Here is a 12,198-nt window from a genome sequence, read left to right on the forward strand (position 1 = left end):
ACACGGCGTCATCTGGGCGCCGTGTTTTCTCAGGAAAACTGACAGAAATGTAGTGTTCAAGTCAGTTAACGCTCAGCTCTATCCCTTTAGCATAGCTAGTATTTTCCACTGGCTCTCGAGGTCACCATGAAAACTAAGCTCATTACTCCAGTTATTGCGGCAATCACCCTACTCCTCGGCGCTACGGCGATGGCCAGCGTAGGTCATGGGAAAGAGGATATCGGTCAGCCTGGAGTCGCCTCAGAGGTCACTCGCACGGTTGATGTAGAGATGGGTGATATTTTCTTCAAAACTAAAAGCATCGACGTAAAGCCCGGTGAAACGGTTCGCTTTGTACTTCACAACAAAGGGGCGTTGCTGCACGAGTTCAATATCGGCCAAGCCGCTGCTCACGCGGCGCACCAAAAAGAAATGGCGAGCATGTTCCAGAATGGAACGCTTACACCCACCGGAACTGGAAAAATGTGGGGCAACATGGGCCATAGCATGGGAGGCATGAAGATGGTTGGAATGGAACACAACGACCCGAATAGCGTGCTGATCGAGCCAGGGGCAACCAAGGAGTTGATCTGGACCTTCAACAACACAACTGGACTTCAATTTGCCTGCAACGTGCCAGGTCATTACCAGTCGGGGATGGTCGGTCAATTTGACTTGAAGTAAGCCTGAACCGACCGCTAAAACCGCGTCGACGCAAGAGTTCGCTATGCTCTGAGGCAGAGATCAGAGCAACACGCTCACACACGGGGTCTAGATCATGGATAAGCATCAGCATCCGGCTGGAAGCACCTCCCCACCATTTTGGAGGCGCAAAACAGGCGTTGTACTGATCATGCTCATTGCGATCGGTGCCTTTTACGGGGTGCGGGAACATTTCACCCACGTTTATCCGTATTTGCCCTACCTCATCCTGTTGATCTGTCCATTGATGCATTTTTTTGGACATGGACATGGCGGACATGACCATGGCGATCAGGCAGGAACCAACAAGGAAGAGAAATAGCTATGCCCACTCCACCGAGCCACCACGATCACGGTCCCGCCCACGCTGCCTCACCCAATGACGGTGGTCTACGCGACCCGGTGTGCGGTATGGCGGTTATACCTCCAAGTAAATTTGGCGAGTCTTACCAAGGACAGACGTATCAATTTTGTAGCCAGAAATGCCAAGAGAAATTTCGGGCAGATCCAGAACGCTACATTGGTAATCATCCCAGCGCTGAACCCAGCAGCGCCGCTATAGAGCCCACGCTACAGGTAGCCACTGAGTTTACCTGTCCTATGCACCCGGAAATAAGACAGCCAGGGCCCGGCAATTGCCCTAAATGTGGCATGACATTAGAGCCCGTCATGCCCGCGCTTGATGACGATGACAAACCCGAGCTCCTGGATTTCACCCGCCGCTTTTGGTGGTCGCTGCCTTTAACCGTAATGGTGGCCCTTCTAGCCATGGCGGGTCACTCATTACAAATCTTCCATGGTTCGGTTCAAAACTGGATCGAGTTCGCTCTTGCCACTCCGGTCACCTTATGGGCAGGTTGGCCCTTTTTTGTAAGAGGCATAGCATCCGTTAGAAATCGCAGTCCAAACATGTGGACTCTGATTGGTTTAGGTACTGCCGCAGCCTATCTTTACAGCGTCGCGGCAACCCTATTTCCCCAAAGTTTTCCCACCACCTTCATGCAAGATGGACGCATCGGCGTCTACTTCGAAGCCGCTGCGGTCATCATCTCGCTCACCTTGCTTGGGCAGATTCTTGAGCTCAAAGCACGGTCACAAACCTCCGCCGCCATTAAGTCCCTTCTTGGCCTATCTCCCAAGACTGCACGCAGGATCAACGCCGATGGTCAGGAGGAAGACATTCCTCTTACCCATGTTCACTTGGGAGACCATTTGCGGGTCAGACCTGGTGAAAAAGTGCCAGTTGATGGCTCTGTACTCGAGGGAGAAAGTGCGGTGGATGAATCCATGCTCACTGGTGAACCTGTGCCGGTCATGAAAAGAGCAGGGGATAGTCTGATCGGTGCCACGCTTAATACTCATGGAAGCTTGGTGATGGAGGCGCGAAAGGTCGGCGCTGACACCATGCTGTCGCAGATAGTACAAATGGTCGCACTAGCCCAACGCTCCAAAGCGCCCATGCAACGAATGGCCGACTCGATCGCCGGCTACTTTGTGATGGCGGTTATCGCGATTGCGTTGCTGACCCTCATAGGTTGGGGACTGTTCGGCCCGGAACCCAGCTGGGTCTTCGGCCTGATCAACGCTGTCGCCGTGCTTATCATCGCTTGTCCCTGTGCTCTGGGTCTGGCAACGCCCATGTCGATCATGGTTTCGACGGGTAAAGCCGCCAGTATGGGTGTGCTGTTCAGAGATGCCAGTGCCATCGAAAACCTTTGCAAGATCGACACACTGATTGTCGATAAAACGGGAACCCTGACAGAGGGACGGCCGGTATTTCACAGTGTGGAGGCCACACCAGATTTCAACCCACGCGATGTGCTTCAACTGGCCGCTAGCCTTGATCAAGGCAGCGAACATCCTTTGGCACACGCCATCGTCGATCACGCCCGAACTGAAAATATTGCGCTCACCAAGCCTGAATCGTTTGAGTCCGGCTCAGGGATTGGGGTGAGTGGTCTCGTTGATGGCAAGAAAGTACAGCTGGGCAACACTGCACTGATGGAAGCTGCCGGCGTGAGCACAAAGGTCTTACAAGAACGTGCAGAGTTGTTGCGCCTTGAAGGCATCAGCATCATCTATCTAGCAGTTGACGGGGTCTTGGCAGGATTACTAGCGGTCTCAGACCCGATAAAACCGACCTCTAAAGAAGCAGTCACCAAGCTTAAGGCTGATAACGTAAAAATCATCATGGCCACGGGAGACGGGCTCACCACCGCACGTGCTGTCGCCAAGGAGATGGGTATTGAAGAGGTTCATGGTGAAGTGAAACCTCAGGACAAGGAGCGCCTGGTGGCGGACCTCCAGCAATCCGGTCGAAAGGTTGCCATGGCCGGCGACGGTATCAACGACGCACCGGCCTTGGCGCGAGCAGATGTGGGCATTGCCATGGGTACAGGGACTGACGTCGCGATGAATAGCGCGCAGCTCACGCTGGTAAAAGGCGACCTGATGGGGATTTTACGGGCACGGGCACTTTCGGTTGCAACGGTAAAAAACATGCGGCAAAACTTGGGGTTCGCCTTCCTTTACAACTCAATGGGTATTCCCCTCGCCGCAGGCCTGCTCTATCCACTGACGGGGCACCTTCTGTCTCCAATGATTGCTGCGTTAGCCATGAGCGTCAGTTCTGCGTCTGTAGTTTTCAATGCTTTGAGGCTGAGGAATACCCGAATTGAATGAGCGTAACCGATGCTCACAGCCCGCTATACATAACTCTTGACCTTACCGTGGTGTCAACGTTGATCTTGTTGTTGCGGTGAAAATAGACTGCTCAGCACAAGAGGAATAACCATGTTCGTCTTAAACGTATCAGGCATTGGTTGCGGTAGCTGCGTCAGCAAAATCACCAAAGCAATTCAGTCACTGGACAGCGAGGCTATGATTTCCGTGGATCGCGCAGCAGGTAAGGTAAGCGTTGAAAGCAGTGAAAACCCAGAGCAAGTCCGTAAAACTGTCGAAGCACTCGGTTTCCCTTCCCAAATCAGCGCCTGAGGCGCTGATTCCCTCGCTGGGTAAAGTTTATTATTCACCTCGCAGAGCTTTAAGTAGCCCCTTAAATGCTCCATTTAATCTAGTAAAGGCGGTTTCGAAATGAATTTCATTTTCCGTATACTTTGCGACCTCGACCTGTTGATCCACAGTATTTTGATCAATGGAAGGTTGGTTCGGCGTACTGTAAAGCAAAGCACCGCCGTGAATATCACTTACTAATTCGTTTACGGCAATATGTTTTGGGTTTGTTGTTTTTAAAGAGAACGGAGTAGCCAAACCTCCTTTTGTTTGGCTAGCCAGTACAGCAGAAAAGTCCAAGTCCCTGGCCTTAAAGTTAGGAGTGTCGGCATTAGCGATATTATTGCTAAGTACCTCAGCTCGTTGGCTGCGAAAACGTAATGCTCTTTCTGCGGAGCCAAGCGCTTTGTCAAAATTAATACTCACCGGTGGCCACCTTTAGTTACGCTGCCATTTAATTCCCACCTATCGAACACTCAAGTGCTTAACGTAGTGCGTCCGAGCCGATGTATGATTTCAGCGAAAAACTCAAAAAACGCCACGCCATCGTGCAGTGACCGGAAACTTACAACGCCGCACAGGTAAATTTTAGATGGTGGATGGAGGTTATGTGTCGTTGGATAGCTTAGACCTTACGGACTAATCACTCTGCATCTCAAGAGAAATATCGCAACCTGACACAACTGTAATATTGGCCTAAGCTTCCTGACAGGGGATGAGTCTTATAGTCCTATTGAGCCTCAAGCTCACCCCCTAGAGTCAACGACTGATGTGGATTCAGGGGTCACCAATAATCATCCGAGGCCCCCCAAATGAACCCTATCAAAACCTTGTTCGTCATCGCGGCTCTGACCGTCTCTTCTTTGGCTATGGCTGAAGGGGGTGGTGACCGGACTTTCGCACGCATGGAAGTGGCCAGGAATAATTCGATGGAATCGTACCGAGTAGCTCAAACGCAAAATGCCCAACATCCCGTCGCTGAAAGCAAAGCCAAGGCGATGGATCACAAGAATTGCTAAATAGCTAGCCCTCCAAGCTGACAGAAATGTAATCACTGCGGTGGTTTAAATGTGGCAATTTCTGAGCTCGCTTGCCGTAAGAGTTTGTCTTTTGTGACGGTGGGCAAAGCTGATCCGGGCAACTCATGATCGGTTGTTTCGCACGGCTTCCCTTTTGACTGATTGGAAATAAACGGCATGCATTCCAAAACCTCTAGACGGACATTCGTAAAAGGCTTGGCCGCTGGTGGCATTCTCGGCGGCTTTGGCCTTTGGCGCACTCCAGTATGGGCGGTGACAAGTCCAGGTCTGCCGAGCGTACTCACCGGCAATGAATTTGATCTGTTTATTGGTGAAACACCTGTAAACATTACCGGCTCGCCGCGAACAGCCATGACCATCAATGGATCATTGCCAGGACCTTTGCTGCGTTGGCGCGAAGGAGAGACAGTCACCCTGCGTGTAAAAAACCGCCTGGACCAAGACACCTCAATCCATTGGCACGGGATCATTCTGCCGGCCAATATGGACGGTGTACCTGGCTTGAGTTTCCATGGCATCGCACCCGACGGCATGTACGAGTACAAGTTCAAGGTTCATCAGAATGGTACGTACTGGTACCACAGCCACTCGGGCTTACAGGAGCAGGCAGGGGTTTACGGGCCAATCGTTATCGACTCGAAAGAGCCTGAACCTTTTCAATACAACCGCGACTATGTGGTGATGTTGACTGATTGGACCGATGAAGATCCTAGTCGCGTCATGGCCAAGCTTAAGAAACAGTCGGGCTACTACAACCACCATAAACGCACCGTTGGTGATTTTATCGACGATGTCAGTAAGCAAGGTTGGTCAGCTACAGTAGCTGACAGGAAGATGTGGGCTGAAATGAACATGAGCCCAACCGACCTTGGAGACGTCAGCGCAGATACTTACACCTATCTCATGAATGGCCAGGCGCCAAACGGTAACTGGACCGGTATTTTCAAGCCGGGTGAGAAGCTACGACTACGCTTTATCAACGGCTCGGCGATGAGCTATTTCGACGTCCGCATTCCTGGTTTGAAAATGACCGTTGTGGCCGCCGACGGCCAACACGTCAACCCAGTGAGTGTTGACGAATTCCGCATCGCCGTAGCTGAAACGTATGACGTGATCGTAGAGCCTGCCAGTGAAGAGGCTTACACCATCTTCGCCCAGTCTATGGATCGGACGGGTTATGCACGCGGAACCCTCGCTCTTCGTGAAGGGCTAGTTGCTCAGGTACCTGCTATAGATCCACGTCCAATCGTCACTATGGATGACATGGGGATGGGCGGTATGGCTGGTATGGACCATGGCAGCATGGCTGGTATGGGCGGCGCAGAGAAGACACCAGGTGACATGTCCGGCATGGCGGGCATGGACCACAGCAAGATGACCGGTATGGACCAAAGTGACATGACCGGGATGACCGGCATGGACAGCGGTGACATGACTAACATGGCGGGCATGGATCACAGCAAGATGGCTGGGATGGGCAATGGTGATATGTCAGGGATGGCTGGCATGGGTGGTATGGGTGGAGAAATGCAGACACACCCTGCCTCTGAAACCAACAATCCCCTGGTTGATATGCAAGCCATGAATCCAACGCCAAAGCTAAGTGATCCGGGCATAGGCTTGCGGAACAATGGTCGTCGAGTGCTCACTTACTCCGACTTGAAAAGCACTTTCCAAGACCCTGACGGCCGCGAGCCAAATCGTACCATCGAGCTTCATTTGACCGGTCACATGGAGAAGTTTTCGTGGTCGTTCAACGGCATCAAATTCTCTGACGCCGAACCGCTGCGCCTGAAGTATGGCGAGCGTCTGCGCATCACCTTGGTGAACGACACCATGATGACACACCCCATCCACCTTCACGGCATGTGGAGTGACCTTGAGGACGAGAACGGCAAGTTCATGGTGCGCAAGCACACGATCGATATGCCACCAGGTACCAAACGCAGCTATCGAGTCACCGCTGATGCCTTAGGCCGTTGGGCATATCACTGTCACCTGCTTTTCCATATGGAAATGGGCATGTTCCGTGAAGTACGGGTTGATGAGTAAAGGAGACGATCTGTGAGCACATACCGAAATCGTAATTCCCTCGTGGGTTGCCTCTTTGCCGCTGTCCTGCTGGGTGGACTCTCGTCCACGGTGCTGGCAGAGGAAAATGGCAGCGACCATTCAACCACTGTTCCTGTTACAGCAACGGACAAGCCAGCAACGGCAAACGATTCGAAGCTAGATCACGGGGCGATGGACCATAGCCAGATGAGCCATGAGTCGATGGATCATGACCAAAAAACCAAAAAGGCAGATTGAGATCATGACCAGTAAGTTTTTACGCCCAACGCTGATGGCACTTGCAGTCTCTACCGGTCCAGCATTCTTTTTCATGGCTCAAGCCGCTGAAGAGATGGATCCGTCGATGGCGATGCCATCAAGTGCGGACGCAAAGTCTTCAACTGCACAAAAATCCAAACCCGCCAAACCGAAAGATGCCGCGATGGATCACTCCAAGATGGACCACGGCTCAATGGGAGCCATGGACCATAGCAAGATGGGGGCTATGGATCACAGCGATAACGGGCAAATGGACGGTATGGAAAGCATGGATGGAGGGGCGACTACCACAAGCCGAACCCCAATCCCCGTACTTACCGACGCTGACCGGGCCGCCGCTTTTCCAGACTTACCAGGCCATGGTGTGCACGATAAAAAAATTAACTCGTTCATCCTCCTGGATAAATTTGAGTACCAAGACGCTGACAACGGTAGTGCGCTGGCTTGGGATGCAAAAGGGTGGATCGGCGGTGACGTCGATCGCCTATGGTTGCGTTCGGAAGGCGAACGTACCAATGGCGTAACCGAGAACGCTGAACTTCAGGCTCTGTGGGGACACGCCATCGGTCCTTGGTGGGATGTCGTCACCGGCATTCGACAAGACTTCAAACCTGGGTCACCTCAAACATGGGGAGCGCTCGGTATTCAGGGCATGGCCCTCTATAACTTTGAAGCTGAAGCGACTGCTTATATTGGTGAGAACGGTCAAACCGCAGCTCGGTTTGAAGGCGATTACGACATCCTGTTGACCAATCGCCTGATCTTGCAGCCGACCGCCGAAGTAAACTTGTACGGGAAAAATGATCCTCAGCGCGGCATAGGATCTGGATTGGCCAACACCGAACTAGGCCTGCGGTTGCGCTACGAAATTACTCGTCAATTCGCACCCTACATTGGTGTTAGCTGGAATCGCTCATATGGTAAGACGGCTGACCTAGCCAGCGATGAAGGGGAAAAGACAAACGAGGCCCGGTTTGTAGCTGGTATTCGGATGTGGTTCTGAGCGATTTGAGCACTAGCCCTACGAATTCAAATGATCGGGGAGTTGGCTCCCCGACTCTAAAGTAGATCCTTCAATGTAACCTTTGCAGCGGCATGAACGCTTGAGTGGGGTTCTATTGCTTCGTAGAACATCTCGCCGTCTCCAAGGGAAAAGGAAATATTCATGACAGGTAGCTTCCGACTTTCAAGTCGATTTCTGCGTATTGCAACATTCGCTGCGCTGTTCATCGGCTCAACGGCTCAAGCGGCGCAGGCCCTGACCATCGATGTGCATCGAGATGCAAACTGCGGATGCTGCAAAAAATGGATTCAGCATCTTGAGGCCAATGGCTTCACCGTCATTGATCATGTAGAAACCAACATGAGTGCTGTCAAACAAGATCTAGGTGTCGCTCCACGACTCTCGTCTTGTCACACTGCGATGATCAACGGGAAGTTTGTTGAAGGTCATGTGCCAGTTGAGCAAATAATTGCGATGAGTAAGCGTGACGACCTTCTCGGGATCGCTGCTCCTGGAATGCCAGCAGGTTCTCCAGGAATGGAAGTCGACGGAGTACATGAGACCTACCAAATAATCGGCCTGACCAAAGCCGGCGTAGATCAGGTCATTGCTGAATACCCCGCAAACTAATCCCACCTCATCCATTCGGCCACAGCATGGTCCCAGCTCATGGCCATGCAGCGGGACATGCTATGTTGATTTCATTCTCAAGCAATACGCAAAGGACGATCAGCAACAAGCTGTAAAGGCGCGCCTGCGCCGAATCGGATAACCCCGTACCGCTGTCCTCAATAACAATTTGAGATGACGCCATGCTCCGTCTGCTGACAAGCACTGCGCATCTGACCACGATAGTGCTAAGTTCGGGTGGCGTTGCCACTCAGCTTGCCTTTCCGAATCTGGACATCTGTCTCGGCTGAAAGCGTAGAAAAGTTAAATTACAGTGGTTTGAGAGTTCTTTTTTTGCAGGCTTTTCAGACGCAGGGTCGCGCGTTGTACAGCGGCCATTTTTTCTGGACGCTTCATTCGTTTCCATTTTCTGATGTCTTCCTTGGTGCGACCGCAGCTGACGCACAGTTCGCTGTTCAACTGGCAGACAGAAGTACACGGATTCTCGATGTCCTTGGCCATTGGTCAATTCCTCGGCGAACTTATGCGAACTACGGGCTCATTGCTAAGCCTGAACGGCGACCTGATCGGGTGAAACAGCGCCCGGCTTCGTGCGGTACTCAACTGTCAGATGAGTGATCTCATGAACTGTCGCAAGCCGTTCTCGTATGTTTTGTGCATTCACTGCTGGGCTGCCTAGAACACTCACAATAGCGGCGCGGGCTTGCGGCCCTACCTGCCAGACATGAAGATCTATGATCGAAGCATCTCCCTGTCGCTCAACCAGTTCACGAATCTCTTCAGCGACATGATCATCTGTCTGGTCTAGCAATACACTCGCAGTCACCCGCATCAACGACCAAGCCCAGCGTGCGATGACAACTGCACCCACAATCCCCATTGCAGGGTCGAGCCAGACCCAACCAAGGTAACGACCAGCAAGCAGTGCTGCGATGGCCAGAACCGAAGTCAGTGCATCTGCAATGACGTGAATATAAGCAGAGCGCAGATTATTGTCATGACCATGTGCATGGTGAGATTCATCTTGGCCGTGGTCATGCCCATGGTGATGATTATGACCGCCAGACAGCAAAAGCGCGCTCACCACATTCACTGCTAATCCGACAATTGCGATAAGAGTCGCTGTCCCGAATTGCACTTGAGTCGGTTGAAAGAGACGAAATAGCGACTCTCCGGCAATTCCCAAAGAGACCAGTCCCAAAATCAGAGCAGATGCGAAGCCACCCAAGTCTCCAACCTTGCCAGTTCCAAAACTGTAGCGAGCATTTGAGGCATGTCTTTTTGCGTAACCGTAAGCAGCTGCGGCTATGCCAAGTGCTCCAGCGTGTGTTGCCATGTGAAATCCATCAGCAAGCAACGCCATTGAGCCAGTGAGATAACCTGCGGTGATTTCAGCAACCATCATTACGACGGTCAGAGCCACTACCCACAAGGTTCGCTTGGCGTTTTCTTCATGTGATTTCCCCAGGAACATATGGTCGTGGGAATAGTCGGTGTACGAATTACTCATCTGGGCAAATCCTATTTGGAATAGCGGCGAATGGCTTCGAGAAGCTCATCGACGCCTTTCGCTCTTTCTTCGTTGCTGAGTGTCGGATTCGCAACGTGTTCACGAGCGTGGTCTTCGATAATTTCATCCATCAGCCCATTGATAGCGCCACGGGCAGAAGCGACCAAAAGCAGGGTTTTCGAGCAGTCATCATCAGAGTCGAGTGCTCGCTCAATCGCCTGGACTTGCCCAGCGATTCGCTTTACACGCTTAAGAAGATTGTCTTTGCTTGATCTCATATGACCCATACCATACCCCCCCTACCTATATTGAGAGTATGTTCACACGTTCCAATCAGCCATACAACCCCAGGGACGCTCGCCGCCGGGATGGATATACCAACAGTTTCTTCAATCCACAAAAAAAGGCGCCACTAGGGCGCCTAAGCCGTCTCCAAACCAAAGGAGAAACAAGGAGACGGGGTGTATCGGGGATACCGGACAGTTGATGCCGATGGCTAATGCCCGTTAAAGGAGTTGCAGTGGATATTCAACAATCAGTCTGACCTCGTCCAAATCAGATTCGAAATCGGTAGCTCGTGTCGTTGCTTGGCGGACACGTAAAGACATGTCCTTCAGTGAGCCTGACTGGATGACATACTTAGCCTCGATGTCTCGCTCCCAACGCTTTTGGTCCTGCAATGGGGCACCGTCCGCTCCGCGACGCATGTACACGCTGTTTGCGTTGGAATAGTCCGCATCCCAACCCTTAGCGTAGCGGGTCATGAAGCTCAGACCGGGGATGCCGAAAGCCTGCATATCTAGATCGTAGCGCAGCTGCAAGGATTGCTCTTTCGGTGAGTTGAAATCGCTGTACTGAATGGAGTTATCCAAAAAAATTGAGTCGGACTGGCGAAGGTAGTCAAAGTCGTCGTTACCATTATTGCGCTGGTAACCAACGGTCACGGCGTGCGCTCCGAATTTGACCCCGGTCTTGCCGCTCCAGATCTTGTTATCGAAGCTTCCCAGAAGTTTTTCACCCTCATCAACCGCTCGGTAGTAATTAAAGCCGCCAATTAGCGATACGCTTTCTGAGAGTGGATAGCTCAATGTGGTGCCCGCGTAGTATTGGTTCCACACATCCTTGAATTGGCTGGTGTAAAGACTCACACCTACGTGTTCATTGACCGTGTAATCGCCCCCTAGATAAGCGATCCATGGAGCATCTACTACACCGGCGTAAAAAGTTGAAAAGCCGTCACGCATGCTACTGGAATTGGGTTGGCTCATCGCATGCAGCCGGCCCCCCTGAAGGGTCAGGCCTTTGATGCTGGTATTAGTGAACGTTGCACCCCGGAAACTCTCCGGGAGAAGTCGGGAATCCCCATAGGCAACGACAGGCGTCGATGGAAATACGTCGCCTACCTTGACGACTGTATCCAGGAAACGCACTTTTGCGGCCCCGCCTACTTTTGAGTAGGAGTCTTCAGGTTGGCCTTTGCTATTGTGCGGCAAGACATCGACTGAGCTACGGGCTCCCGAGCGACCATCACCTGAATCGAGCTTGAGGCCTTCCATTGCAAACGCATCAATGCCGAAGCCTACGGTACCTTGAGTAAAGCCTGATTCGAATCGGCCAATGATGCCATGAGCCCATTCGGCTGAGTAACCATTGCCCGTGGGGCTTGATTGACCCTTTCGATAATCACGATTGAGATAGAGATTCCGATTGAGAATACTAAAGGTGCTCCCCTCAATGAACCCTTCAGGCTTTTGCTCCACAGCTACTGCAACTTGCCCCATGCTCATGCCAAGGGAAATGAGAGAAAGACCATAAATGCTTTTATTGTTCATTTAACACTCCAGGCTTTAGCTTGGCAGAGTTTCTTTATGAAATATTTTTTATAATTATAAAAGCCACCAGCACGTGAGGATTTCTCCTACGTGCCGGCAGACATAATTTCATACAATAGATAACTCCAGCGTGACCTGAAAATTACTTCTGTGTCAGCG

At 51.8% G+C, this 12,198-nt stretch carries 14 protein-coding genes; 9 read left to right on the forward strand and 5 right to left on the reverse strand.

What is annotated here, in order from left to right; all coding sequences use genetic code 11:
* The first annotated feature begins 126 nt into the window (after window positions 1-126).
* The 4 genes from ACLH0J_RS30325 to ACLH0J_RS30340 all read left to right on the forward strand — a co-directional run bounded on the left by ACLH0J_RS30325 (window position 127) and on the right by ACLH0J_RS30340 (window position 3,675).
* Window positions 127-663 carry a plastocyanin/azurin family copper-binding protein gene (locus tag ACLH0J_RS30325; RefSeq protein WP_008437431.1) on the forward strand — a complete coding sequence of 179 codons (537 nt, stop codon included), beginning with the start codon at window positions 127-129 and terminating at the stop codon, window positions 661-663.
* Window positions 664-757: 94 nt separating this feature from the next.
* Complete coding sequence (locus ACLH0J_RS30330) at window positions 758-1,003, forward strand: DUF2933 domain-containing protein (protein ID WP_032899631.1); 246 nt, start codon at window positions 758-760, stop codon at window positions 1,001-1,003.
* A gap of 2 nt (window positions 1,004-1,005) precedes the next feature.
* A complete protein-coding gene (locus ACLH0J_RS30335; RefSeq protein ID WP_024073349.1) occupies window positions 1,006-3,363 on the forward strand; it encodes a heavy metal translocating P-type ATPase in 2,358 nt (785 codons plus the stop codon).
* 111 nt (window positions 3,364-3,474) lie between these two features.
* Entirely contained in the window at window positions 3,475-3,675 is a 201-nt protein-coding gene (locus ACLH0J_RS30340) for a heavy-metal-associated domain-containing protein (RefSeq protein ID WP_008437435.1), read from the forward strand.
* A gap of 30 nt (window positions 3,676-3,705) precedes the next feature.
* Here the strand turns inward: ACLH0J_RS30340 and flgB are convergent, their stop codons facing one another.
* Window positions 3,706-4,119 (reverse strand): flagellar basal body rod protein FlgB, encoded by a 414-nt coding sequence (flgB, locus tag ACLH0J_RS30345; RefSeq protein ID WP_008437437.1) that lies wholly within the window; start codon window positions 4,117-4,119, stop codon window positions 3,706-3,708.
* Window positions 4,120-4,505: 386 nt separating this feature from the next.
* Here flgB and ACLH0J_RS30350 point away from each other — a divergent pair, with 386 nt between their 5' ends.
* From ACLH0J_RS30350 to ACLH0J_RS30370, 5 genes are all read left to right on the forward strand, one after another.
* Complete coding sequence (locus tag ACLH0J_RS30350; RefSeq protein WP_019821302.1) at window positions 4,506-4,712, forward strand: co-regulatory protein PtrA N-terminal domain-containing protein; 207 nt, start codon at window positions 4,506-4,508, stop codon at window positions 4,710-4,712.
* A gap of 177 nt (window positions 4,713-4,889) precedes the next feature.
* Complete coding sequence (locus tag ACLH0J_RS30355; protein ID WP_058410493.1) at window positions 4,890-6,785, forward strand: copper resistance system multicopper oxidase; 1,896 nt, start codon at window positions 4,890-4,892, stop codon at window positions 6,783-6,785.
* A gap of 12 nt (window positions 6,786-6,797) precedes the next feature.
* Window positions 6,798-7,043, forward strand: coding sequence for a hypothetical protein (locus ACLH0J_RS30360; RefSeq protein WP_024073347.1), 246 nt, complete (start codon window positions 6,798-6,800; stop codon window positions 7,041-7,043).
* Window positions 7,015-8,067 carry a copper resistance protein B gene (locus ACLH0J_RS30365; protein ID WP_008437443.1) on the forward strand — a complete coding sequence of 351 codons (1,053 nt, stop codon included), beginning with the start codon at window positions 7,015-7,017 and terminating at the stop codon, window positions 8,065-8,067. Before ACLH0J_RS30360 ends, ACLH0J_RS30365 begins: the two co-directional genes overlap by 29 nt.
* Window positions 8,068-8,229: 162 nt before the next feature.
* Window positions 8,230-8,697 carry a DUF411 domain-containing protein gene (locus tag ACLH0J_RS30370; RefSeq protein ID WP_008437448.1) on the forward strand — a complete coding sequence of 156 codons (468 nt, stop codon included), beginning with the start codon at window positions 8,230-8,232 and terminating at the stop codon, window positions 8,695-8,697.
* A gap of 303 nt (window positions 8,698-9,000) precedes the next feature.
* Here the strand turns inward: ACLH0J_RS30370 and ACLH0J_RS30375 are convergent, their stop codons facing one another.
* The 4 genes from ACLH0J_RS30375 to ACLH0J_RS30390 all read right to left on the reverse strand — a co-directional run bounded on the left by ACLH0J_RS30375 (window position 9,001) and on the right by ACLH0J_RS30390 (window position 12,039).
* On the reverse strand, window positions 9,001-9,198 hold the full coding sequence (locus tag ACLH0J_RS30375; RefSeq protein ID WP_008437450.1) for a DUF1289 domain-containing protein: 198 nt from the start codon (window positions 9,196-9,198) through the stop codon (window positions 9,001-9,003).
* A 43-nt stretch (window positions 9,199-9,241) separates the two neighbouring features.
* A complete protein-coding gene (gene dmeF, locus ACLH0J_RS30380; protein ID WP_008437453.1) occupies window positions 9,242-10,207 on the reverse strand; it encodes a CDF family Co(II)/Ni(II) efflux transporter DmeF in 966 nt (321 codons plus the stop codon).
* An 11-nt stretch (window positions 10,208-10,218) separates the two neighbouring features.
* The gene (locus ACLH0J_RS30385) at window positions 10,219-10,494 is read right to left on the reverse strand and encodes a metal/formaldehyde-sensitive transcriptional repressor (protein WP_024073346.1); all 276 of its coding nucleotides are present in this window, start codon (window positions 10,492-10,494) and stop codon (window positions 10,219-10,221) included.
* A gap of 219 nt (window positions 10,495-10,713) precedes the next feature.
* Window positions 10,714-12,039, reverse strand: coding sequence for an OprD family porin (locus ACLH0J_RS30390; protein ID WP_008432871.1), 1,326 nt, complete (start codon window positions 12,037-12,039; stop codon window positions 10,714-10,716).
* Between the last annotated feature and the right edge of the window lie 159 nt (window positions 12,040-12,198).

The sequence above is a fragment of the Pseudomonas sp. MPB23 genome (genome assembly GCF_046605395.1).
Classification (GTDB): domain Bacteria; phylum Pseudomonadota; class Gammaproteobacteria; order Pseudomonadales; family Pseudomonadaceae; genus Aquipseudomonas.